Genomic DNA, 23,866 nt, shown 5'->3' on the forward strand with positions numbered 1-23,866 from the left:
TGCCCGCTACAGCCCGAGCGCCCGCAGCTGCGCGTCGAAGGCGGCGGCGGTGGTGAAGACGTGGCCCCTGAGGCCCACGGCGTTCGCCGCCTCGACATACGCGGGCACGTCGTCGAAGAAGGCGGCCTCGTGGGGCGCGCAACCCGCGTGCCGCAGGGCCTCCTGGTAGATGGAGGGCTCGGGCTTCACGAGCCCCACCTCGCAGCTGAGCACCAGGTGGTCGAACCGCTCGAGGATGGGCAGCCGGGGCCGAAGCCACTCCACGTGCAGCACGTTGGTGTTGGACAGCAGCACCAGCTTCACCCGCCCCACGAGTCCCTCCACCCGGGGCAGCACCGCCTCGTGAATCGTGAAGTGGCAGTTCCACAGGGCGTTGAACTCGTCCAGGGGCAGGTCCACCCCGAGCGCCCCGCACACGTCGCTCCGGATGCCCTCGGCGTCGAGCTGTCCCCGGTTGGCCGCCGTCCAGCCCGCGCCGGACAGCCGGCGCTCGGCCTCCTGGGCATTCAGCCCCGCGCGCTCTCCCAGACGTCGGAAGAGCAGGGCGTTGTCGTGGAAGGCGAGGACGTTGCCGAGATCCAGGATGACCGCGTGGAGGCGTGGGGACATGGCCCGCCTCGTACCATCGCGGCGGCTACACGCGGTAGCTGCTCGCCACCTTCTCCATCTGCTGGGCCACGTCACGCAGCTCGCCCGTGACGCGCTGGGTGGCCTGGAGTCCCAACATGGTCTCGTGCATCAGGCTGGACATGTCCGTGAGCGCGTTGAAGATCTCCTGGATGCCCGCGTTCTGCTGATTCACGGCGTTGGCGATCTGCCGCACGGCCATCATGTTGTCCTGCACGATGCCGCTGAGGGCCTGGATGCTGTCGCCACTGCTGCGCACCTGGGCGAGGCCGCTGTCCATGCGCTTCTGGCCCTGCTCGCTCAGCTCCACCGTCTTGAGGATGGACTGGGTGATGTCCTCCAGGAGCGAGCCCACCTGATCGGTGGAGTGGATGGACTGGTTGGCGAGCGTGCGGATCTCCTTGGCCACGATGCCAAAGCCCTTGCCGTGCTCGCCGGAGCGCACCGCCTCGATGGCCGCGTTGAGCGCGAGCATGTTGGAGCGGTCCGCGAGCCCCTTGACCGTCAGGGTGATGCCGCCGATGCGCTGGGCGCGCTCGTTGAGCTGGCCGATCTGCACCGACATCTCGTCGACCTGCTCGCGCAGGGTCTGAAAGCCGCTCATGCTCTCGGTGAGGGCGCGCACGCCGCCCCTGCCCAGCTCCTCGGCGCGCGTGGCCACCTGGAGCACCGCCCCGGCCCGCTCCGCGGCCAGGAGCGACGTCTGCTTGATTTCCTGGGCCGTCACCTGCGTCTGCTGCAGCGCCGCCGCCTGGCGGGTGATGTTGCTCTCCTCCTGTTCGGCGGCGCGCGTCAGCTCGGCCACGGTGTCGGTGAGCACGCGCGTGCCCCGCTGGAGGCTGTCCGTCGTCTCGCGCAGCTTCTCCACCAGTTGCAGGAAGGACTCGGCCAGCTCGCCCACCTCGTCACGCGAGTGCACCTCGGGCTTCTGGGCGAGGTCTCCCGTGCGCACGATGTGGCGCACCACCTGGTGGAGCTGGACGATGGGCCGGGTGATGGTGCGTCCGAGCACCAGGGCGCACATGCTCACGAGCGCGCCGACGACGAGCAGGTTCAACAGGAAGGCCAGGCGCATCTGGGTGACGGGGGCATAGACCTCCGCGGGATCCGCCATCGCCACGAAGTGCCAGCCGTCCCCCACGTCCCGGAGCCAATCGTCATCGATGGCCTCGGCGGTGACCGCATCCGGCACGTTCCAGGCCTCCTGGCCTCGCGAGTTGAACAGCACGGTGCCCGAGGCGGAGCGCACCTCCAGGGCGAAGCTGTTGTTCTTGCGAGCGCGGGCGCGCGCCAGCGCCGCCTTCACCACCTCGCCCACCTGTCCCCAGTCATACGCCGCGAGCAGCACGCCCAGCCGACGTCCGTTGCTGGGGTCCAGCACGGGCGCCGCCAGGTGCAGCACCGGCATGTTGAAGATGGGATCCTCGCGCGTGAGCGTCGCGCTGGTGAACTGGCCCTGCTGGGCGGCCCTGAACCAGACGGACCCGCGCACGGTCTCGCCCTGGTCCTGGAACGAATTGAGCAGCTCCGGCGTGCTCGCGGACACCGCGCGGCCCTCGTCGGTGAAGAGCACCAGTCCCGCGAAGGTGTTGTAGTGCGATTGCAGACGGATGAGCACCTCGTCGCCCTGCTCGGGCCTGCCCGTGCGCAGCGCCTCGCGCAGCAGCGCGTCCTCGGCCCAGCTGCGCACGCTCGCCTCTCGCTCCACCAGGGTCGCCTCGACCAGATCCTTCAGCCCCTCGGCCTCGATGCGCAGCATCTCGTGCACCTGCGCCTTCATCACCCACTGGGTGGAAAGCACCCCCCCCAGGGACGTCACGCCGAGTGGAATGAGGGCCAGCAGGGTGACGTATAAGGTCAGCCGACCGCGCAGCTTGAGGTTGAGGGAGTCGATCAGGGGAACTCGCATGAATCTCGGAACCTTCGTGCGGGGAAGGGGCCGGTGCTTCCGGCCTCAAAGGAACACCCCACTCCCCGTGTACCACGGAGTCCGCTCCGCCTTCCCAACCAGTTGCCCCCCTGGTTGCCTGGGAGGGGGGGCTGAAGCCGCGACAGCTCCGAAAACCCCTCGTCCCCCCGGGCCCCTGTCCCGGCATGTGCCGCTCGGTTGCCTCCCCTGCTAGGTGAGGGGAATGCGTTCGGGCAGATCCTTGACGGGCACGTGCGTGTAGTCCGCCCGCATGTCGAGCATCAGCCGCTGCTGGACGCGGGGGCTGATGGCCTTGCGCAGCATGCCCAGGAACTCCGGCGGCGCGGCGATCACCACCCGGTCGAAGGCCCGGTCGTTGATGCCGCGCTCGAGCCGCTCGGAGAGTTGTCTGGCGAAGCGCTGGTGCTCCAACTGCTGGCGCGCATCGGGTTGGTTCTCGGACTGGGGCTTGCTCAGGTGGCCCGCGTTGGGGTTGTCGGGCTGCTCGAGCAGCTCGCTGGAGCGTTGACGGCTTTCCTCGTGAAAGAACTCCTCACGCAGGTCCCACTTCTCGGCCCGCTCGTCCGTCGAGAAGAGCCTGGCCCGGCTTGCATTGGCCACCAGAATCCACAGCGCGTCCGCCATTGTGCTTCCTCCTGTGCTTGAGGTGCGAAGCATCCGGGTTCCCGGCAAGCACCCCCAGACCGGAGGGAAGGCGCGCGCCGGGAGGCCCGCCAGGCGGACGGGGAGGAGCGGGGAGCTCGAGCGTCGTTCAGGTGACCGGGACGTGAGGGGGTGCTGGCGTGGGAGCGTCCCGGGAGGGATGTTCCCGGGGCAGAGGAGGTGCGGTGATGCACGAGGGTGGTCAAGCAGCGGCGGACTGGCTGGTGGGCAGACTGGGCGAGATGGAGGAGGCGCTCGCCGCCCTGGTCGAGGTGAATTCCTGGACGGAGAATCCGGAGGGCGGGCGCCGGGTGGGCGCCCTGCTGCGCGAGCAGCTCGCCATCCCCGGACTGGTGGCGGAGGTGGTGCCCAGCCAGCGCTACGCGGATCATCTCGTCTTCCGCTCCGAGGGACGGCCGGGAGCCCGGCCGCTGGCGCTCGTGGGACACCTGGACACGGTCTTTCCCCCCGGCAGGTTCGAGGGCTACCGGCGCGAGGGCTCCTTGCGGCGCGGCCCGGGCGTGCTGGACATGAAGGGAGGGCTCGTCGTCATCGCCTGGGCGCTCAAGGCGCTCGCGGCGACGGGGGGCCTGGCGCGGCTGCCCCCGTTGCGCCTGGTGGTGGTGTCGGACGAGGAGGTGGGCTCTCCCGAGGGGGTCGGCGTCATCCGGAAGGCCATCGCCGGGGCCGAGGCCTGTCTCGTCTTCGAGTCCGGCCGGGCCGGGGACGCCATCATCACCCGGCGCAAGGGCACGGGCATGGCGGTGGCGACGGCGCGTGGCAAGGCGGCCCACGCGGGCAACGCCCACCACGAGGGCGCCAATGCCCTCTGGGCCATCGCCCGCTTCGTGGATCGGGTGCAGCAGCTCACCGACTACCCGCGCGGCCTCACCGTCAACGTGGGCAAGGTGGCGGGGGGACAGGGCAAGAACACCGTGCCGGACCAGGCGGTGGCGGAGGTGGACCTGCGCTTCTGCACCCGCGCGGACGGCGAGGAGCTGGTGCGGCGCTTCCACCAGGCGGCCGAGGAAGCGGCGGCGGGAGTGCCTGGTACCCGCATCGAGGTGGAAGGGGGCGTGTCGCGCGAGCCCCTGGAGCGCACCGAGGCCTCGGTGGCGCTGATGGAGGCGTACGGGGCGTGTGCCCATTCCTCGGGGCTGGGCCGGGGTGAGTCCCCCCTGGTGGGAGGTGGCTCGGACGCCAGCACCTCGTCCTCCATGGGCATCCCCTCCATCGATGGGCTCGGCCCCCGGGGCAAGGGTTTCCATACGGTGGAGGAATTCATCGAGGTGGAAACTTTGGTGCCCAAGGCACAGGCCCTCGCGCGCTATCTGGCCTCGCGCGGGGCGTGACGCGTGGAGTGCTCCGCAACGGGCTCTGTTCAGGGTAGAACGGAGCCCATGCGTAACCCTTTCGTCGTCGCCGCCGTCCTGCTCGCGCTGGCCTCCGGCCCGGCCAGCGCCCAGGGTGGTTTCGGGTTGGATCTCTCCTCGGAGCCCAATGCCCAGCAGTCCAATGAGCAGACCGAGGAGTCCTCCGAGGAAGCATCTCCGGATTCCGGCGCCATGGGGCTGGATCTCAGCTCGGGTCCCGGGGCGGATCTCATGCCGCGCTTCGGGCTCGTGGGCCTGGACACGCCCGAGCGCGCCGGTGCCGCGGCCGCCAAGAGGTGGGTGGGGTGGCTGCAGGGCGTGGCGTTCCGCACCGGCAAGGTGGTGCGCGCGGCGACTCCGGCCGAGGCCCGCCAGAATCTCGGGAATGACTACGCGACCACGCTGCGCTGCTCGGAGGCCTCGTGCCTGAGCGGCGCGGCGGACACGCTGGACGCGGACCTGCTCACCACCGCGCGCCTGTCGCTGGAGGACGAGGGCTGGACGCTGCGGTTGTGGACGTTCGACCGGGACAAGGGCGTGGTGGAGACGGACGTGGTGACGGGCCGCAAGCCGACGGACAGCACCTTCATCCGCGAGGCGGGCGAGACGCTGGCCAGGCGGGTGACGACCCTGGCCAGGCCCCGCGCGATGCTCAAGGTGGCGAGCAACGTGTCGCGCGCGGTGGTGCGCGTGGGCTCGCGCGTGCTGGGCGTGGGCAACGTGGAGGCGAAGCTGCCGCCCGGGGACAACCAGCTCGTGGTGGAGGCGGACGACTACAACACCTATACGAAGACGGTGACGCTCGCCCCGGGTGAGACGAAGGAGCTGTCCGTGCGGCTGGAGTTCGGCGGCGCCGCGCCGGAGAGCCCGCTGGCGGAGCTGGACGAGCGCACGCCGGCGAAGAAGAAGAAGTCGGGCTCCTCGAATCCCACCATCTTCAGCCGTCCCGCCCTCTACACCACGGTGCTGGGACTGGCGGCGGTGGGCGCGGGCGTGGCGATGGGTCTGCCCCTGCAGCAGAGGACGCTGAAGATAGACCGCCAGGGCGTGGTGGACATCCACCGGGGCGAGTACGCGTCCATGCGGCAGCAAGCGCTGATCTCCACGGCCCTCATGGCGGGCGGAGGCGCGGTGGCCGCCGGCAGCCTGGCCTGGCTCATCATCGTGCCGCAGCGCTCCGCGCCGGCGTCTTCCTCCGTGGCTCCGGTGGCCGGTGGGACGGGCGGCTCGGGGCGCGGTGACATGGCCCTTCATCTCGTGTTTGGTGGGAGCTTCTGACCATGAAGTCGATTTCTTCTCTGGTGTGTGCGCTCGGGTGCGGCCTGGTGATGGCCGTGGCGGCCTCGGCGTGTTGGGTGCCGGAGCTTCCGGACGGCACCGTCTTCAGCTGTGACTCGAATGAGGACTGCACCCTGGCCGGGGAGAAGTGTGTGCCCCGGGCGGGCCTGAGTGGCTACTGTTGCGCGCCCTCCGCCAACCCCACCGAGGTGTGCAATGGCGTCGATGACGACTGCAATGGCCAGAAGGACGACCTGGCCGCGACGACCTGCTACGGCGGCCCCGCGGGCACCGCGGGCAAGGGGATCTGCAAGGCCGGCACGCCCAAGTGCGGCGCCAACAACGAGCAGCTGTGCGAGGGCGAGGTCCTGCCCACCGCCGAGCTGTGCAACCGCATCGACGACAACTGCGATGGCGTGACGGACGAGGGCTTCGACCTGCAGCAGGACGTCAAGAACTGCGGCGCGTGCGGCACCGCCTGCGCGGCGAGTCAGACGTGCGTCGCGGGCAAGTGCATGGGCCGCGTGCAGCAGGTGTGCACCGATGGCTCGGACGACGACGAGGATGGGCTCGTGGGGTGCGCGGACCCCGATTGCACCCAGAAGTCGTGCGGGACCAACCGCGTCTGCTACGGCGGCAAGTGCGGCGACATCGAGCTGGTGTGCTCCGACAACGTGGACAACGACCAGGATGGCAACACGGACTGCAAGGACTCCGATTGCGACCAGAAGGCCTGCGGCACCGGCTGTGTCTGCAAGGCCTTGGCGAAGGCGGAGACCGCGTGTCTGGACAAGCTGGACAACGACGGGGATGGCAAGATCGACTGCGCGGACTCGGACTGCCCGACCGACTGTGGCACCGGCTGCGTCTGCAACTCGAACGTCGCCACCGAGACCCTCTGCGGCGACGGTGTCGACAACGACAAGGATGGCAAGACCGACTGCGCGGACTCGGATTGTGCCAATCTGTCGTGTGGGACGGGCTGCACCTGCAAGTCGAACGTCGCCGCCGAGACCACCTGCAACGATGGTGTCGACAACGACAAGGACAACAAGACCGACTGCGCGGACACCGCCGACTGCCCCACGGGGACGACCTGCGGAAGCGGGAAGACCTGCAGGAGCAACGGCACGTGTAGTTGATCCACCCAGGTGATGCGGTATCCCAAGCCCTTCTTCTTCCGGGAAGAAGGGCTTTTCACACTCCGGGCCAACCCGGTGCCCCACGAGGGCAGGTCAGGTGGGCAAAAGTCGCCCACCTGACGGCGCTGTTCACGTATGGGTTGCCGGGAACAGATTCCGTGGCGAGTTTGGTCCTCTCATGGGCGGCGACGACCTCATCCCAGGTACTGTACTCTCCACTGGCTCGCGCAACGCCGGACCCGGCGGTTCCTCGATTCAGGAGACGCAGTTGCAGGTAGGCGACATCCTGGGCAGCTATCAACTGGAGCGGCTCCTGGGTGAGGGCTCCATGGGGCAGGTCTTCCAGGCGCGCCATGTGCGGCTGGGACGCCAGGTGGCCCTCAAGGTCCTGCGCTCCACCTACGCCCATGACGGCAACTTCGTGCGGCGCTTCTTCCAGGAGGCGCACGCCGTCAATCAGATCAACCACGAGCACATCGTGGAGATCTTCGACTTCGTCGAGGACCCGGCGGCCGGCCACGTCTACTGCGTGATGGAGCTGCTGCGCGGGCAGAGCCTGTCGGAGCTGCTGCGCGAGGAGCGGCTGAGCCTCGCGCGCATCCGCCGCCTCATGGTGCAGGTGTGCGCGGCGCTCAGCGCGGCGCATCAGCTCGGGGTGGTGCACCGCGACATCAAGCCGGACAACCTCTTCATCGCCCACAAGAGCGGACAGACGGACTTCGTGAAGGTGCTCGACTTCGGCGTGGCCAAGCTGCTCACCGCCGAGGGCGTCAACGGGACGTTGGACGGCACCATCATCGGTACGCCCACGTACATGTCGCCCGAGCAGGCGGCGGGGCTGCCGGTGGACGCGCGCGCGGACATCTACGCCGTGGGCACCGTCCTCTATGAGCTGCTCGCCGGACAGCCGCCCTTCGTGGCGCCCAACTTCGGCCAGCTCATGGTGAAGGTCCTCACCGAGTCGCCCCCGGAGCTGCCCACGCATACGCCCGCGGGCGATGCGATTCCGCCGGAGCTGGCGCGCATCACCCTGCGCTGTCTGTCCAAGGAGCCCGAGGGGCGGCCCGCGCAGCTCGCCGAGGTCATCACCGCGCTGCTGATGGACTCGGACGCGGCCACCCTGGCCGTCGTGCCTCCCGAGGATCGTCCCACCCGGCCCATGCCGATGCCCTTCGCGCTCCGGATGCCGCGGCGCGCGGGCTGGGTGGCCATGGCGGGTGTGCTGGCCATGGCGGGCGTGGGACTCGTGCTGACGCGAGGTGGCGAGCCCGCTGTCTCCCCGCCTGTCTCCGGGGTGGCCGAGCCGCGGGTGGCCGAGGCCTCCAAGCCCCAGCCGGTGCCCGTCTCCCTCACCGTGAACTCCGTGCCCGCGGGCGCTCGGGTGGTTCGCGCCGACACGGGCGAGACGCTCGGGGTGACGCCGTGGGTGGCCCAGATGCCCTCCTCGGCCGGCTCCCTGGGCGTGCGCGTGGAACTGGCGGGCTACGTGCCGAGCGAGCACCAGTTGCGGCTCGATACCTCCTCCTCGCTCGAGGTGCCCCTGGTGCGCGCGGGGACGAAGCCCGCGCGTGCGACGCCCTCGCGTTCTTCCCTCCCGCGCTCGTCCCTCTCGCGCAAATCATCCATGGGAAACCGTGATGCCGTCATTGATCCGTTCGCTCCTTGAGCGCTCCGGGTGGTGGGTGGCCGTGGTCGTGGGGCTGCTCGCCCTCGCGCCCCTGTCCGCGCGCGCCCAGGGGGGCGAGGCGCGTGCGCAGGCCCAGGCCCGCGCGAAGTTCCTCGAGGGCAATGCCGCCTACGAGCAGGCGCAGTTCCAGAAGGCCCTGGACGCCTATGTCGAGGCGTACCGGCTGCTGCCGCTGCCCGGCTTCCTCTTCAACATCGCCCAGTGCTACCGGCAGTTGGGTCAGCCCGAGCAGGCCGCCACCTTCTACCGCCGCTACCTGGCCCAATCGAAACAACCGCCGGCCAATGCTCCGCTCGTGCGCGAGTTGATCGCCGAGATGGACGCGGCGGTGGGCAAGCCGCAGCAGAAGGACTCCTCCCTGCGCAAGCAGACGGCGGAGGTGGCCGAGCGGCGCGCGCGTCAGGACAGCGAGCGCTCGCGCACCGTGGCGTCCAGGTCCACGCCGGCGCAGACCGAGGTCCAGGGCGAGAGTCTGGCGAAGAAGTGGTGGGTGTGGGCGGGCGCGGGCGCCGTGGCGATCGCGGCCGGCGGCATCATCTACGCCGCCACCGCGCCCCAGCCGCGTCCCACCACCCTGGGCACCATCCGCTAGCCACGCTCCTCTCGGGAGCCGGGGCTCAGGCCGGGCTGTTCGGCGAGCCGCGCATCTGGGCCATCACCAGCGCGGCCGCGTGGCCCATGCGCTGGTGGAAGCTCTCGGCGTCGTGGAAGGTGAGCCGCACATCGCCCAACTGCAGGTGCATGCCGCTCTCCAGCGGCCGTGGTTGTCCGGGCGGCAGCAACTCGCCGCCGAGCATCACCGGTCCGCCCTGGCTCAGCGCTTCCACCGTCCAGCCTCCGTCCGGCCGCGCGCGCAGCAGCAGGTGCTCGCGTGACACCGTCGCGTCGTTGATGACGAAGGCGTTGTGCGAGGCCCGGCCGATCATCAGCTCGTCGCGGCCCGGGGTGAGCTCGAAGCACATCGCGTCGCCCGGCGGCAGACAGTCCCGGAGATCCGAGGTCGGCAACCGCGTCGCACCGTGGTTCTGCTCGCTGCTCTCCGGCACGTTCCACACCCCCGCCTCCCAGACCAACCAACTGTGGGGATAGCGGGCGCGGAACTTCTCCTTGAGGGCCAGGTGCTGGCGCACGAGTAGGGACATCAACAGGGATCGTGCCATGGCTCCGAGACAATCATCTTCACGCGGGGATCTCCACCTCGACGCTTCCCGGGAACGCCTGGCTGTCCAGGAGTGCGCCTTTACGTGGCGTGAAATCCGGGCGGGTGTCCTCACGCGAGCAGCGTCACCTTCACGATCTCCGGCGGCGCGGCCACCCGCACCGGAGGACCCCAGAAGCCCGTGCCCCGGCTCACGTAGAGCGAGTGATCGCCCTCGCGGAACAAGCCGGCGTCGTGCTCCCAGATGGCGGACACCGCCAGGGTGAAGGGGAACATCTGCCCACCGTGCGTGTGTCCGGACAACTGCAGCCCCATGCCCGCCTTCTGCGCTTGATCGCGCCAGCCCGCTGGCTGATGCGCCAGCAGCACCGACGCCCGGGTGGGATCCCTCCCCGCGATGGCCGCCGACAAGTCGTAGCCGCGCTCCGGGTAGCCCGAGCGCGCGGCCGCCCAGTCATCCACGCCCACCAGATCGAACGAGGCGCCCGCGTCGCCCACGCGCACGTGGCGGTTGCGCAGCACCGTGACGCCCATGCGCGTGAGGGCCTCGGTCCACTCCTCGTCGCCCGAGTAGTACTCGTGATTGCCCGTGCAGAAGTACGTGCCGAAGCGCGAGCGCAGCTCCCCGAGCGCCGCGGCCGCATGGCCCAACCGCTCCACGCTGCCGTCCACCAGATCGCCGGTGATGCACACCAGGTCGCCCTTCAGGGCGTTGGTGCGCGCCACCAGCTCGTCCATGAAGCGGCGCTGGATGAGCGGGCCCACGTGGATGTCGCTGAGCTGCACGATCGTGATTCCATCCAGGGCCTTGGGCAGCCCCGGCAGCTTCACCGTCACCTCGTTCACCACCGGGGGGTGGAAGGCGCGCCACGTGCCATAGGTGGTGATGCCTCCCGTGGCCACCAGCGCCACGCCCGCGCCCGCGCGCGCGAGGAACTCCCGCCGCTCCTCGGACACCAGCGCGGCGTTGCCCGCTGGAGCCGCCGGGGCCGGGCGTCGGCGTCCGATCCACCCGGCCAGGGTTCGTGCGCCACCCACCGCCAGCATCGTGAGCAGCAGATAGGCGGCCACGCCCATCCAGTACCAACTACCTTGCGCGAAGGCGGACGCGGCCGCCGAGGGCGCGAGCGCCATGAGCGGCCGGGACACGAGCAGGCTCGCGCCGAGCACGCCCATCAGGACCACGCCCATGCGCCGCCAGTGGGGATGCCTGCCCGTGTCCCGGAAGAGACGCCGGTACAGGTACAGGTGACCTCCCACGACGGTGATGGACAGGAGGGCGAAGAAGACGAGGAGCCGCGTCGGAATGGCCATGTGCCCTCGCATACTCACGGGCACCCTGGATCGTCGCAACCCTTCCGTTCATGAAGAAGCGTGAAGCGGGCGCGCATTCAACCAAGCAGGGAGCGCAGCGCCTCGGACAGCTCGGGGTGGCGGAAGACATAGCCCGTCTCCCGGGCCCGCTCGGGCAGCACACGCTGGCCGCCGAGCGCCGTGACGGACATCTCCCCCAGCGCGAGCTTCAGCGCGAAGGCGGGCACCGGCACCAGGGCCGGCCGTCCCAGCGCCGCGCCCAATGCCTGGGCGAACCGCGCGTTCGTCACCGGCTCGGGAGCCGTCACGTTCATGGGCCCTCGCAGGTCCTCCCGCTCCAGCGCGTGGTGCAGGAGCCCCACGGCGTCCTCGAGGTGCACCCAGCTCAGGTACTGCCGCCCCGAGCCCATGCGCCCCCCCACGCCCAGCCGGAACAAGGGGAGCATCGTCTCGAGCGCGCCGCCCGAGGGGTGCAGCACCACGCCGATGCGCGCCACCACCGTGCGGATGCCCGCGCGCTCGGCCTCCAGCGCTTCGGTCTCCCAGCCCTGGCACACCCGCGCGAGGAAGTCGCCTCCGGGTGCTCCCATCTCCGTCAGGGGCTCCTCGCCACGGTCCGCCCCGTAGTAGCCAATGGCCGAGGCGGAGACGAAGCCGCGCACCGTGCCCGCCGTACGCATCGCCTCCACCAGCAGTCGCGTGCCCACCACCCGGCTGTCCTGGATGCGCTGGCGCGCGGCGGCCGTCCAGCGCTGCGCCACGGGCTCGCCCGCCAGGTGCACCACGGCCTCCGCTCCCGCCAGGGCCTCGGGCGACAGGGGCGTGGTGGCGTCGAAGAAGGAGCCCGTCACCCCCGGCGGCAGCCGCCCGAGCGCGCGCTTCACGTCCCGCGCCAGCACGTGCACCGCGTGGCCCGCGTCCATCAGCCTCTGCACCAGGGGCGGGCCCAACAGCCCGCTCGCGCCACTGATGGCTACCTTCATGGGGCCTCCTTCATGGATGGGCGTCTCGCGGCGCGCCTGTCATGTCCCGGCCGAGCAGCGTGCCCAGGTGCCCGAAGAACACCTCCATGTCCTCTTGATCCATGCGGCCCGAGTAGCTGTAGACGACCCGGCCGTCCGCGCTCAGCAGCATCACCGAGGACGTCTTCTTCGGCAGCTTCCAGGGCGCATCGCCCAACACGCCCTTCAGGTCCACGAGGATGGGCACGCCCCACTTCTTCTCCTCGCCGCGCACGTGCGACAGCGCGATGTCCCGCGCGGGAAAGAAGTTGAAGGACTCCAGGTTGGCCACCGCCACCACCCACGCCGCCTGCAACAGCCCCATCTCCCGTCCCCGGTTGAACAGCGCGTCCTTCAACGAGGCGTTGAGTGTCGTCGAGTGACGATCCTCATAGAACAGAATGACGGGTTTTCCCCGCCACCGGGACAAGTCCACTTCCTTTCCATGTGAATCCCACAAGGTTGCATTCATCGGGACTGCCTCCAGTGGTGCGGCGAGGACGGAGCCGGTGGTCAGGACCGCGGCCATCAGGGCTCCCGCGAACCATCTCTTCAGGGGGGACGGTGCTGGACAGGGCATGTACAAACCTTGAACATAGCCTTGACAAACCTTGAACGCAAAGGTTACCTGCACATCCGAAGGTAGCCACGCGTCTGGAGGAGTGCCGTATGGGGCCCACGCCGTTCATCGCCGCTGCGCCCAGGTTGGCTCCCTCCGTGGAGCGGACGTGGTTGGCGTTGGTGCGGGCCCAGGTGGAGGGCGTCCTGGACGAGCTGTTGGTGCTTCCGGACGAGGCACGGTTGGACGAAGGGTGGGCAAGGGCTCTTGGCCAGACGAGGGCGCAGCTGTCGCGCTCTCCCCAGCAGATGCGCCCGGCGCTGCTGCTGGCGGGCTACTGCCTCGCACGAGGCTCCACGGTGGTGCCCGCGGGCCTGTGGCGCTTCGTCGCGGGCCTCGAATTGCTGCATGCCTCGCGGGCCCTTCACTCCGATGTCCTGGCGTTCTCGCGGCCGCGTCCGGAGGGAGCGCCGCTGCACGCGCGGCTCGCGCCGGGACCCGCGGGGGGACACCTGGCGGTGGTCGTGGGTGATCACCTCTTCGCCCGCGCGCTGGAAGTGATGATGGAGGCGGACGTGCCGGGCGCCGTGCAGGCGAGCCAGTACTGTCTGCGGATGGATCGCTCCACGGTGCCGGGCCTCTTCCGCCGGGAGCAGGGCGGGTTGCTGGCGGAGCAGGGTGGCGTGCGTCAGGCATTGAGGCTCGCCCGCTTGCGGATGGTGCGCGAGGGGCTCGCCACCTCCCTGGTGTGTGGCGCGATGCTGGCGGGCGCGGAGGAGTCACTGCGGCTGCGCCTGGCGGGCGTGGGGTGCGGCCTGGGGCTCGCCACCCTGCTACGTCAGGAGTCCGCGAGCCTGCTCGAGGTGCCTTGGGGCGGCCCTGGCGACTTCGTGCTGGGGCGATGCACCTTCCCGTTGATGGCCGCCTGGTCGCGCTCGCGACCCGAGGCGCGCGCGGAACTCGAGGCCCTGTGGAACCTGCCCCGCGAGCAGAAGGACGCCGCCGTGTTGTCCCGGGTGCGCGTCCTGGTGGACGAGGCCGGGGGCCGCTCGGCCACCGAGCGGATCGCCGCGCGGGCGGCGCACGGCGCGGTGCGGGCGCTCTCCACCTTGCCCAATCCCCAGGGCCTGCGCGACCTGATGCGAGCGCTCGTGGGTCCGTCGTCCCAGCCGATGGTTTGAGAGGAGATGCACCGTGGAGCGTGGCAAGCGACAAGCGGTGGTGGTGGGCGCGGGCGTGGGTGGGCTCGCGGCGGCGGCGCGGCTGGCCCACGCGGGCTTCAGCGTGCACCTGTTCGAGAAGACGGACGGCCCCGGCGGGCGCTGCAATCAGCTCAAGGTGGACGGGTTCACCTGGGACCTGGGCCCCACCATCGTGCTCATGCCCGAGGTGTTCGAGGAGACATTCACCGCGCTCGGCCGGCGCATGGAGGACTACCTCACGCTGCACCGGTGCGATCCCAACTACCGCATCCACTACCGTGACGGCTCGGCCATCACCTTCACCTCCGAGCTGTGTGCCATGGGGCGCGAGCTGGAGCGGGTGGAGCCCGGCAGCTACCAGCGCTACCTGTCCTTCCTCGCCCTCGGCCGCACCCAGTACCGCACGGGGTTGGATCACCTCGTGGGCCGCAACTACGAGGGCCTGTCCGACTACTTCGTGCCCTCGGTGTTCAAGCGCATCCTCGAGGTGCGTGCCCACCGGCGCATGTACTCGGAGGTCGGCCGCTTCTTCAAGGACGAGCGGCTGCGCGCGGGGATGACCTTCCAGTCCATGTACCTGGGCGTGTCTCCCTATGCCGCGCCGGGCGTGTTCGCGCTGCTGCCCTTCACCGAGCTGGGCGTGGGCGTCTGGTTTCCCCAGGGGGGCCTGTATGCCATTCCCCTGGCGCTGGAGAAGCTGGCGCGCGAGGAGGGCGTGCACCTGCACTACGGCACGCCCGTGCGACGCATCCTCACCGAGGGCAAGCGCACCACGGGCGTGGAGCTGGAGGGCGGCGAGGTGGTACGGGCCGACGTCGTGGTGTGTAACGCGGATCTGCCCTACGCGTACGAGAAGCTGCTCGACAAGAACGTCACGCGGCTCAAGCGCGCGGACAAGCTCCGCTACACCTCCAGCGGCTACATGCTCTACCTGGGCATGCGCCGACGCTACGACGAATTCCTCCACCACAACGTCTACTTCGGCAACGACTACAAGGGCTCGTTCGACTCCATCTTCGAGCACTTCCGCGTCCCCGAGGATCCGAGCTTCTACGTGAATGCCCCCGCCCACACGGATCCGAGCCTCGCGCCACCGGGCAAGGACGCGCTCTACATCCTGGTGCCCGTGCCCCATCAGCACGAGGGACTGGATTGGAAGACGGAGGGCCCGCGCGTGCGCGCCAAGGTGTTCCAACGACTGGCGGAGCTGGGCCACACGGAGCTGGAGCGCGACATCGAGGTGGAGCGCGTGCTCACCCCGGACGACTGGGCGTCCACGTTCAACCTGGCGCGGGGCAGCGCCTTCGGGCTCGCGCAGAACTTCTTCCAGATTGGCCCCTTCCGTCCGTCCAATCAGGATCCGCGTGTGAAGAACCTCTTCTTCGTGGGAGCCTCCACGCAGCCTGGAACGGGACTGCCCACGGTGCTCATCTCCGCGCGTCTGGCGGTGGAGCGCATCCTGACGTGGGCGGGAGTGGACAACGTGGTGCGCGCGCCTGGGGGGACCGGGCCCGGTTCAATGGAGGAAGCGGCATGAAGTCGCGGGACGAGAACCTGGTTGCGAAGGGTTACCGGATGGCGGAGCAGGTGACCCGGCACCATGCCAAGAGTTTCTTCTTCGCTTCGTTCATGTTGTTCGGCATGAGGCGCAAGGCGGCCTTCGCCCTCTACGCCTTCTGCCGACGGCTGGACGACATGGTGGACGTGGCGGACGGGGCGGACAAGGGCGCGGTGCCCACGGACCTGGCCGAGCGGCTGACCCGCGCGCGGCGCGCCGTGGCCGAGCTCTTCCTGGACACGCCCGAACTGGCGGACCCCCGCCTGCCTCCGCCCGCCACGCGCGCCAGCGGGGGCGAGGGGCCGTGGCATCCCGCGGAGCTGGCCGCGCTCGTGGACTGCATCCAGCGCTTCCGCGTGCCCGAGTACCCCATGCAGGAGCTCATCTCCGGCATGGAGATGGACCTGACGATCCGCCGCTACGACACCTGGTCGCAGTTGGATCTGTACTGCTACCGGGTGGCCGGCGTGGTGGGGCTGATGATGGCGGCGATGCTCGGGTGCTCCGAGGAGTGGGCGCTCGGGCCCGCGGCGGACCTGGGCCGGGGCATGCAGCTCACCAACATCCTCCGGGACGTGGGCGAGGACCTGGAGCGCGACCGCGTCTATCTGCCCCTGGAGGAGCTGGCGGCCTTCGGGCTGTCGCTGGAGGACCTGCGCCGGGGCGTGGTGGATGACCGCTGGCGCGACTTCATGCGCTGGCAGATCTCCCGGGCGCGCGCCTACTACGAGCGGGCCGCGGCGGGCATCCCCGCGCTGTCGGGCTTCGGCTCGCAGCGCATGGTGATGCTCATGGGCTCCATCTACGGAGACATCCTGCGCGTCATCGAGGAGCGCGACTTCGACGTCTTCTCGGGCCGCTCGGCCGTTTCCAAGTCGCGCAAGTTCGCGCTGGCCACCCACGCGCTCGTGCGGCCCGCGACGGTGCCCCTCATGCACGTGCGCGCGCCGGGAGGATCGGTGCCGCTGCTGCCGCCCGCGCGCGCCGTCACGACGGGATCCATGCCATGACGCGCGAGCGTCCGGGAGTCGGAAGATGAAGTCCATGCGTGTCGCGGTGGTGGGTGGTGGAATCGGAGGACTGACGGCCGCCGGACTGCTGGCCAGGGAGGGTCATGACGTCACCCTCTTCGAGGGGGGTCCCCACCTCGGTGGCAAGGCGCAGTCCGTGCAGGTGGGCGGACTGCGGCTGGACACCGGGCCCACGCTGCTCACGCTCCCGGACGTCGTGCGCGGTCTGTTCGATTCGCTGGGCGCGGCGGACCTGCTGCCGCCCTTCCTCGAGCTGGAGGCGCAGTGCACCTACCACTTCGCGGACGGGTGCGGCTTCGTGGCCTCCAAGGACCTCGAGCGCACCGCGCACAGCGCCGCGCAACTGCGTCCGAGCGAGGGGAAAGGCGTGCACGGCTTCTACGCGGAGGCCGAGCACATCTGGCGCGCCGCGGGCGAGCCCTACCTGGAGGCCCCCTTCGAGGGCATGGCGGGCTTCATGTCCCGGGTGCTGCGTCGGGGCATGGTGGCCGTGGCCCGGGGCATGAAGCTGTCCACCCTGGACGACCTGGCGCGGGCGCATTTCAAGACGGAGTACATGTGGCAATTCGTGGGTCGCTTCGCCACGTACGCGGGGGCTTCGCCCTATGCGGCGAGCGCGGCCTATGCCCTGGTGCCCCACATCGAGCGCGCGTACGGCGTGCACCACGTGCGAGGTGGAATTGGCGCGCTGGTGGACGCGCTCGGGGCGGCGGTGGCTCGCCTGGGCGTGAAGGTGCACCTGAACACGCGCGTGCACTACCAGCGCGAGGGCCACGGCTACCGGGTGGGTCCGTCCGGCGGCGAGGAGCGTTTCGACTCGGTGGTGGTGAACGCGGACCCGCTGGACAAGCTGGGACGCGGGAGCGAGCCGCTGTCGCTGTCGGGCCATGTGCTGCTGCTGGAGGTGGATGGCCGTCCCGCCCTGCCGCACCACGCCGTGCTCTTCAGCCGGGACTACCGGCGCGAGTTCGACGAGCTGTTCGCGGGCCAGCTCGCGGCGGATCCCACCGTGTACTTCTGCAACCCCTCGGCGACGGACGACACGGTGGCGCCGCCGGACAAGACGGGCCTGTTCGTCATGGTGAATGCCCCGGCGCTGCCGCGCGAGCCCGGTGCCGCCGAGCGCGCCGCGGCGGAGTGGGAGCTGCACGGCGAGCGGGTGAAGGCGCAGATGTTCGACAAGCTGCTCACCCACTACCCGGAGCTGAAGGGGCGCATGCGCGTGGTGGCCCAGCGCACGCCGGTGGACCTGGCCGCGTTGGGCGCGCCCGGAGGTTCCATCTACGGCTTCCTACCGCACGGCCGCTTCGGTCCCTTCCGCCGTCCGCGCATCCGGGGAGGCACTCCTGGACTCTTCTTCGCGGGAGGAGGCACGCATCCGGGCGGAGGGGTTCCCCTGGTGATGCTCTCGGGCCAGTTCGCGGCCCGCATGGCGTCCGCGCATCTGAGGAGCGGCGAATGAGGCGCCTGGATTTGCTGTCGCCGCGCGCCCTCCGGGGCGAGTCGTGGCTGGACGCGCTGCCGGCGCTGCCGGATACGGCCGGGGCCTATCGCTGGTTCTACGCCGACGTGACGGCGGGCGAGTACAGCGCCGTCTTCATCTTCATGCTCGGCTCGCTCTTCTCGCCGCGCTACTCGGTGGGGGCGCCGCGGGGCGCGTTGCCGCTGCAACACAGCGCGGTGAACTTCGCGCTCTACCACCGTGGCCGAGGGGTGCGCTGGGTGCTCAGCGAGTATCCCCAGGCGTTGGTGTGCCAGGGAGGCCGGGAGCTGCTCATCGGCCGCTCGCGCCTGGAGTACACGCGGGATGGCCGGGTGTGCCTGGAGGTGGACGAGCAGTGCGCGCCTTTTGGCGGAGCGGTGCACGCGCGGCTGGAGCTCCAGCCCGAGTCCTTCTCGACCGAGGAGGTGCAACTGGTGCCGGGCGTGCCGCACTACTGGCGGGCGCTGGCACCTCGGGCGAGGGCGTGGTTGTCGGTGGACTCCGAGGACGTGCGCGCCGAGGGCCACGGCTATCACGACACCAACCATGGCGCGGAACTGCTGGGCGCGCGGCTGCCGGGCTGGTACTGGGCACGGCTGCACGGGCCGGAGGAGACGGTGGTGGAGTACCACCTGCCGGGCGGAGTGGCTCCCCTGCGCGTGACGGCGAGTGCCCGGGGCACGTCGTGTGAGCGGTGGCCGGTGCGCGCGGAGCCGCTGGGCACGCGCATGACGGGATGGGGCCTGCGCGTGCCGGAGCGGCTGGTGTCGAGCCCCGGGGGGGCGACCGAGCCCCGGTTGCTGGAGTCCTCTCCCTTCTATGCCCGGCTGGAGGCACGCCAGGGTGGACTGGACGTGATGGGGGAGGTGGCGGACTTCCGGCGCTTCCACTCGCCCTTCATCCGCTGGATGGCGCACTTCCGCACGCGCGTGGAGCGCCAGACATGACTACGTGGGCGGCCCTGGCAATGGCCTGGGGAGGACTGGCCGGGGGCTTCAGCGCGGTGGCGCTGGCGCGCCTCATGCGGCGGCGTCCGGCGGCTGCCTCCACGCGGGTGCCGGTGCTGTTGCTGCGTCCGGTGGATGCGCCCACGCCCCGCGAGGTGGAGAACCTGGCCACGCCCATCGACTACCCGGGTCCGTTGGAGCACGTGGTGCTCGCCCCCGAGCGGCCACCCCTGCCCGAGCACGTGCGGTGGGTGCCGAGCGATCCCTCGACGCCCAACCGCAAGGTGGGGCACCTGCTGCATGCGCTGAGGGTGCTGCCCCGGGAGGGCCGGGTGGTGCTGGTGGTGGACGCGGACGTGGTGGTGACGGGCGCGCTGGTGGCGGGCCTGGCGGCGCCGGTGGCGGCGGGCGCGGCGCTGAGCACGGCGGTGCCCACGCCGGTGGACGCGCGGGGACTGGCCGGGCGGGCCGTGGCCGCGCTGCTGCGCCGCACGCACCACAGCTTCCGGGCGCTGCACGTGATGAGCGCCGGGGCCGCGGCGGTGTGTGGCAAGGCGCTCGGGTTGAGTGGCCGGGCGGTGGAGGAACTGCCGGAGCTGGCGGACCACATCGGCGAGGACCTGGAGTTGTCCAAGCGGCTGCACGCGCGCGGCCTCGGCGTGGCGTTGTGCGAGGTGCCGGCGGTGGTGCCCCTGGCCGCGGGAGACTGGGACGCGGCCCTGGCCCGCTTCACGCGCTGGATGCAGGTGTTGCGCAGCCACCGGCCCGGGCTCTACCCGACGGTGCCCCTGCTGTTCACGCCCACGTGGCCGCTGCTGGTGCTCGGCATGGCGGCGGGCTCGTCGGGCCTGTGGGGGTGCGTGGCGGCGCTGGTGGCCGTGCGCACCCTGTTGTCCTGGCGGCTCGCGCGGCTCAGCGCTCCCGGAGCCCACCCGGGAGCAGGGAGTTCCGAGGGCGGAGCGTACAGCTTCGCGCTGGATTGGTTGTTGGGCGAGGCCCTGTTGCTCGCCGCCTTCGTCCGCTCCCTCGCGCACCCCCCGCGGGTGACCTGGCGGGGGCGCGTCTATGCGTTGCACCCAGGAGGCCGGATGTCACCCGGATGGACGGAATTGAAGCAGGAGGGCGGGGTATGACCTACGCACGTTTCCTGGGCCTGTTCGTCGTGCTGCCCATCGTCTTGCTGGCGGTGCGCTACCGGCGCGTGCTCACCGGGCGAGCCCTGCTGCCCCTGGTGCCCCTGTTGGCCATCGTCTACGTGGCCACGTGCCCCTGGGACAACCTGGCGGTGAAGTGGGGGCTGTGGCGCTTCAAGCCGGAGCTCATCTGGGGCATCGTCGTGGGCTACCTGCCCCTGGAGGAGTACCTCTTCTTCGGCTTGCAGACGCTGCTGGTGGGGGTGTGGGTGCTCGCGCGGCTGCGTCGGGTGTCCCTGGCACCCGCCGCCCGGAAGTCCCCCGCGAGCCCCCCGGTGCCCGCGGGCCAGCACCGGCTGGACTCCAAGCTGGGCTCCAACAAGCTGGGCTCCAAGGAGGTGGTGTCATGATGGAGTCGCGCTGGGCGTACCTCATCCATCTCATGGCGTGGGCGGGCCCCTTCATCGCGCTGCAACTCGGGGTGCTGGTGTTCTACTTCCGCGAGCGCTCCTGGACGGTGCTGCGCGCGGCGCTCGTGCCGGCGGGCGTCATGGGCGTCTACCTGTCGGTGGCGGATCACCTGGCCATCCGCGAGGGCATCTGGAGCTTCGGGGAGGGCAAGCACCTGGGCATCTACATCGGCGCGGTGCCGCTCGAGGAGCTGCTCTTCTTCCTGCTCACCAGCGTCATGGTGGCGCTGGGCCTGACCCTCTTCGCCGCCCTGCTGGCCCGGCGCGAGGCGCGCGTGCCGTGATACACGCGGCCAAGGGCGGGTTTCCGGGATGGATGGTCGACACCTATGTGGGCTGGAAGTTCCGCTCGTCCTTCCGGGGCTTGTGGGTGCGCGGAGCGCTGGAGGACAGCGTGGCCGGGCGCCTCGTCTATGCGAACCACTCCAACTGGTGGGATGGCTTCGTGCTGCATCAACTTGGCCGGGCGGCGGGTTGGGACACATACTGCGTCATGGAGGAGAAGAACCTGGCGCGCTATCGCTTCCTGTCGCGCATCGGTGCCTTCAGCATCCGGCGGGGTGAGGCGGCCTCGTCCCTGGAGACACTGCGCTACGCGAGCTCGCTGCTCGCGCGGCCCCGGGCCGCGGTGTGTATCTTCCCGGAGGGTGAGCTGCGGCCCCATGGCGTGCGCTCGCTGAAGCTGGAGCGCGGGGTGGAGCTGCTCGCGCGGGTGAGCGGGGCGCGCTGCGTTCCGCTCTGCATCCGCTACGCCTTCTTCGAGCACGAGCGGCCGGACGTGCTGGTGGAGGTGGGCGGGTCGCACGCGGCGGCTCCCCTGGAGCGCTACCGCGAGGAGCTGGAGGCGGCGGCACGGCGGCTGGAGGCGGCGACGAGTCTGGAGGGCTTCACCCAGGTGGTGTCCGGTGCCCGGGGCGTGGCCGAACGTTGGGACGCGGTGCGCGGCCATGGCTGAGCGTACCTACCGCATTCACATCGCCGCCGAGTTCTCCGGCGTGAAGGTGGAGCTCATCCGCGCCTGGGAGCGGCGCTATGGGGTGCTCTCGCCCCAGCGCACCCCCTCGGGCTACCGGGTGTACACGGACCGGGACGTGGCGCTGCTGCGGCGGCTCAAGCAGCTCACCGAGGAGGGCGTGTCCATCAGCGAGGCGGCGAAGATGCTGCCGCAGCTCCTGGCGGAGATCGACGCGGCGCAGCCCTCCCAGTCCCCGCCTCCGGAGCCGAGCGACGGCAGCGTGGCCTCCTGGCGCGAGGAGGTGCTGGAGGCCGTCAGGGTGTTGGATCAACGTCGGGTGTCGGAGACGCTGGACGAGGTGCTCGCGGCGCTCTCTCCCTTGAAGGCCTACGAGGACGTGCTGGTGCCCCTGCAGCAGGAGGTGGGAGAGCTGTGGCACCAGGGCGTCTTCACGGTGGGGCAGGAGCACCTGGTGACGCAGGAGATCCGCGCGCGGCTCATCAGCCTGCTGTACTCCGCGCCCAACAAGGGACCGCGGCACGCGCTCCTGGCCTGCTTCCCGGAGGAGCAACACGAGCTGGGCCTCTTGGGCATGGCGCTGCGGCTGCGGCACTCCGGGATGACGGTGACGCTGCTGGGCCAGCGCACGCCCACCGACGAGGTGGTCCGCATAGCGCGGGCGCTCGAGGTGGACCTCGTGGGCCTGTCGGCGGTGGTGGACCCCGGTGCCCGGGAGTTCGAGGAGATCCTCACCCGGGTCACGCGCGGCCTCACTCCGGGCATGGACGTCTGGGTGGGAGGACGGGCGGCGCTCCAGCACCGGGCGCTGTGCGAGCGCCTGGGCGTGCGTGTCTTCGAGCACGCCGCCGACTGGCCACGGCTCCTGGGCGGATAGGGGAGCGCCGGGCGAGGGCGGCTCCCGGCGTGAGCGCGCTCCTCTATACTCCGCGCCGGCCATGCCACTCGTGAAAAGACCTGTCCTGAAGACCCCGAGCGCCGGGATGCTCCTGGGTGTCTGCTTCCTGTTCCTCTGCCTCGCGGTGCCCCTGCCGGGGTGCGTGCACGACTCCGGGTCCGGGCCCGCCAGGTCGGACGAGGCGGTGGCCTTCATCGGGGTGAATGTCGTCCCCATGGATTCCGAGCGCGTGCTGCCGGATCAGACGGTCATCGTCCGCGATGGGCTCATCTCGGCGATGGGCCCCTCCACGGCCATCACCGTGCCGGCGGGCGCCCGGCGCATCGAGGCGAAGGACCGCTATCTGATGCCCGGCCTGTCGGACTTCCACATCCACCTGCACTCGGACGAGCAGCTCCTGTCGTACCTGGCCCATGGCGTCACCACCGTCTTCGAGCTGAACGGCACCCCGCGCCACCTGAAGCTGCGCGAGCAGATCGCCAGGCGTCAGGTGCTCGGCCCCCGGCTCTACACGAGCAGTCCGCTCATGGATGGAGGCCCCGAGGGGGGCAGCGTGGTGTCGGTGAACTCGCCCGAGCAGGCGCGCCAGGCGGTGGTGCGCCAGAAGCGCGAGGGCTATGACGCCATCAAGGTCTACGACAACGTCCCGCCGGGGGTGTACGAGCAGTTGGTGGCCACGGCGCGTGAGCAGAAGCTGCCGGTGATGGGGCATGTGCCGCGCAGGGTGGGCGTGGACGCGGTGCTGCGCGCGCGCCAGGCGTTCATCTCCCACGGCATCGAGTACTTCCTCGCCGGCTCGCGCGACGAGTCACGCATCCCTGGCTTCGCGCTCGGCACGAAGGCGGCGGGGACGACGGTGGTGCCGGACCTGTCGCACGTGCACACGTCCTTGAAGATGATGGAGGACCTGGAGGGCGTCTTCTCGGATCCCGAGGCGCGCTACCTGTCCCCGAAGGTGATGAGCGACTGGCGCTACTCCAACCCGACGCGCCGGGTGGACGTGCGGCAGTTCTCCGAGCGGCAGCGGGCGGCCTACCCCTTCGTGCAGCACCTCACCCTGTCGCTGCAGAAGGCCGGCGTGCGGCTGGTGCTGGGGACGAACGCGTCGGACGCGGGGCTCTTTCCCGGCAAGACGGTGCACCTGGAGCTGGCGGAGCTGGTGCGGGCGGGCCTGTCGCCCTACGAGGCCCTGGTGACGAGCACGCGCAACCCCGCGGCCTTCATCGAGGAGCACGTGGACCCGGCGGCGCGCTTCGGCACGGTGGCGGTGGGCCAGCACGCGGATCTGCTGCTCCTGCCGGGCAATCCCCTGGAGGATGTCGGGCAGGCGGGGCAGGCGCTCGGGGTGATGGTGCGTGGCCAGTGGCTGACGCGCGAGCACCTGCAGCGCCTGCGCGACAAGGTGGCCGAGTCCTTCAACCGGTGAGCCCGGGCGGACGTGGGGCCCCCTCCGAGAGGG

Annotated in this window: 23 protein-coding genes; 16 read left to right on the top strand and 7 right to left on the bottom strand. The window is 70.6% G+C overall.

The annotated features are described in order from the left end of the window. Positions 1-6: 6 nt before the first annotated feature. The 3 genes from CYFUS_RS05875 to CYFUS_RS05885 form a co-directional block, all read right to left on the bottom strand. On the bottom strand, positions 7-609 hold the full coding sequence (locus tag CYFUS_RS05875; RefSeq protein ID WP_095984334.1) for an HAD family hydrolase: 603 nt from the start codon (positions 607-609) through the stop codon (positions 7-9). A gap of 25 nt (positions 610-634) precedes the next feature. After that, positions 635-2,536: a methyl-accepting chemotaxis protein gene (locus CYFUS_RS05880; protein ID WP_095984335.1), complete on the bottom strand. Its 1,902-nt coding sequence runs from the start codon at positions 2,534-2,536 to the stop codon at positions 635-637. Between the two features lie 210 nt (positions 2,537-2,746). Continuing rightward, positions 2,747-3,181, bottom strand: a complete 435-nt coding sequence (locus CYFUS_RS05885) for a host attachment protein (protein WP_095984336.1) — start codon at positions 3,179-3,181, stop codon at positions 2,747-2,749. Between the two features lie 206 nt (positions 3,182-3,387). On the opposite strand from CYFUS_RS05885, the gene CYFUS_RS05890 reads away from it, so the two are divergent. The 5 genes from CYFUS_RS05890 (at position 3,388) to CYFUS_RS05910 (ending at position 9,271) form a co-directional block, all read left to right on the top strand. Beyond that, a complete protein-coding gene (locus CYFUS_RS05890) occupies positions 3,388-4,551 on the top strand; it encodes a M20 family metallopeptidase (RefSeq protein WP_095984337.1) in 1,164 nt (387 codons plus the stop codon). Positions 4,552-4,599: 48 nt separating this feature from the next. Then, on the top strand, positions 4,600-5,850 hold the full coding sequence (locus tag CYFUS_RS05895) for a PEGA domain-containing protein (RefSeq protein WP_095984338.1): 1,251 nt from the start codon (positions 4,600-4,602) through the stop codon (positions 5,848-5,850). Between the two features lie 2 nt (positions 5,851-5,852). Further along, positions 5,853-6,992, top strand: a complete 1,140-nt coding sequence (locus CYFUS_RS05900) for a MopE-related protein (RefSeq protein ID WP_095984339.1) — start codon at positions 5,853-5,855, stop codon at positions 6,990-6,992. Between the two features lie 178 nt (positions 6,993-7,170). Beyond that, complete coding sequence (locus CYFUS_RS05905; RefSeq protein WP_420042682.1) at positions 7,171-8,658, top strand: protein kinase domain-containing protein; 1,488 nt, start codon at positions 7,171-7,173, stop codon at positions 8,656-8,658. Next, positions 8,630-9,271, top strand: coding sequence for a tetratricopeptide repeat protein (locus tag CYFUS_RS05910; protein ID WP_232537394.1), 642 nt, complete (start codon positions 8,630-8,632; stop codon positions 9,269-9,271). Before CYFUS_RS05905 ends, CYFUS_RS05910 begins: the two co-directional genes overlap by 29 nt. Before the next feature lie 25 nt (positions 9,272-9,296). Here the strand turns inward: CYFUS_RS05910 and CYFUS_RS05915 are convergent, their stop codons facing one another. From CYFUS_RS05915 to CYFUS_RS05930, 4 genes are all read right to left on the bottom strand, one after another. Then, positions 9,297-9,839, bottom strand: coding sequence for an FHA domain-containing protein (locus CYFUS_RS05915; RefSeq protein ID WP_095984341.1), 543 nt, complete (start codon positions 9,837-9,839; stop codon positions 9,297-9,299). 110 nt (positions 9,840-9,949) lie between these two features. Next, positions 9,950-11,152, bottom strand: a complete 1,203-nt coding sequence (locus CYFUS_RS05920; RefSeq protein WP_095984342.1) for a metallophosphoesterase — start codon at positions 11,150-11,152, stop codon at positions 9,950-9,952. Between the two features lie 77 nt (positions 11,153-11,229). Beyond that, positions 11,230-12,135: a TIGR01777 family oxidoreductase gene (locus tag CYFUS_RS05925; protein WP_095984343.1), complete on the bottom strand. Its 906-nt coding sequence runs from the start codon at positions 12,133-12,135 to the stop codon at positions 11,230-11,232. A gap of 10 nt (positions 12,136-12,145) precedes the next feature. Further along, positions 12,146-12,625, bottom strand: coding sequence for a peroxiredoxin family protein (locus tag CYFUS_RS05930; protein ID WP_232537395.1), 480 nt, complete (start codon positions 12,623-12,625; stop codon positions 12,146-12,148). A 197-nt stretch (positions 12,626-12,822) separates the two neighbouring features. Here CYFUS_RS05930 and CYFUS_RS05935 point away from each other — a divergent pair, with 197 nt between their 5' ends. From CYFUS_RS05935 to CYFUS_RS05985, 11 genes are all read left to right on the top strand, one after another. Next, positions 12,823-13,893 (top strand): farnesyltranstransferase, encoded by a 1,071-nt coding sequence (locus CYFUS_RS05935; RefSeq protein WP_095984344.1) that lies wholly within the window; start codon positions 12,823-12,825, stop codon positions 13,891-13,893. Positions 13,894-13,906: 13 nt separating this feature from the next. After that, positions 13,907-15,451, top strand: coding sequence for a phytoene desaturase family protein (locus CYFUS_RS05940; RefSeq protein WP_095984345.1), 1,545 nt, complete (start codon positions 13,907-13,909; stop codon positions 15,449-15,451). Next, a complete protein-coding gene (locus tag CYFUS_RS05945; protein WP_095984346.1) occupies positions 15,448-16,482 on the top strand; it encodes a phytoene/squalene synthase family protein in 1,035 nt (344 codons plus the stop codon). Before CYFUS_RS05940 ends, CYFUS_RS05945 begins: the two co-directional genes overlap by 4 nt. 25 nt (positions 16,483-16,507) lie before the next feature. Beyond that, complete coding sequence (locus CYFUS_RS05950) at positions 16,508-17,965, top strand: phytoene desaturase family protein (RefSeq protein ID WP_095984347.1); 1,458 nt, start codon at positions 16,508-16,510, stop codon at positions 17,963-17,965. Further along, positions 17,962-18,933, top strand: a complete 972-nt coding sequence (locus tag CYFUS_RS05955; RefSeq protein WP_095984348.1) for a carotenoid 1,2-hydratase — start codon at positions 17,962-17,964, stop codon at positions 18,931-18,933. Before CYFUS_RS05950 ends, CYFUS_RS05955 begins: the two co-directional genes overlap by 4 nt. Then, complete coding sequence (locus CYFUS_RS05960) at positions 18,930-20,066, top strand: glycosyltransferase (RefSeq protein WP_095984349.1); 1,137 nt, start codon at positions 18,930-18,932, stop codon at positions 20,064-20,066. Before CYFUS_RS05955 ends, CYFUS_RS05960 begins: the two co-directional genes overlap by 4 nt. Further along, the gene (locus CYFUS_RS05965; RefSeq protein ID WP_095984350.1) at positions 20,063-20,476 is read left to right on the top strand and encodes a lycopene cyclase domain-containing protein; all 414 of its coding nucleotides are present in this window, start codon (positions 20,063-20,065) and stop codon (positions 20,474-20,476) included. Before CYFUS_RS05960 ends, CYFUS_RS05965 begins: the two co-directional genes overlap by 4 nt. Next, positions 20,473-20,820, top strand: coding sequence for a lycopene cyclase domain-containing protein (locus tag CYFUS_RS05970; RefSeq protein ID WP_095984351.1), 348 nt, complete (start codon positions 20,473-20,475; stop codon positions 20,818-20,820). Before CYFUS_RS05965 ends, CYFUS_RS05970 begins: the two co-directional genes overlap by 4 nt. Next, positions 20,817-21,491: a lysophospholipid acyltransferase family protein gene (locus CYFUS_RS05975; RefSeq protein WP_095984352.1), complete on the top strand. Its 675-nt coding sequence runs from the start codon at positions 20,817-20,819 to the stop codon at positions 21,489-21,491. Before CYFUS_RS05970 ends, CYFUS_RS05975 begins: the two co-directional genes overlap by 4 nt. After that, positions 21,484-22,386 (top strand): MerR family transcriptional regulator, encoded by a 903-nt coding sequence (locus CYFUS_RS05980; protein WP_095991828.1) that lies wholly within the window; start codon positions 21,484-21,486, stop codon positions 22,384-22,386. The genes CYFUS_RS05975 and CYFUS_RS05980 overlap by 8 nt, the downstream gene beginning before the upstream one ends. Positions 22,387-22,492: 106 nt before the next feature. After that, positions 22,493-23,833: an amidohydrolase family protein gene (locus CYFUS_RS05985; RefSeq protein WP_157758267.1), complete on the top strand. Its 1,341-nt coding sequence runs from the start codon at positions 22,493-22,495 to the stop codon at positions 23,831-23,833. Positions 23,834-23,866 lie beyond the last annotated feature (33 nt).

The organism is Cystobacter fuscus, assembly GCF_002305875.1.
GTDB classification, from domain to species: domain Bacteria; phylum Myxococcota; class Myxococcia; order Myxococcales; family Myxococcaceae; genus Cystobacter; species Cystobacter fuscus_A.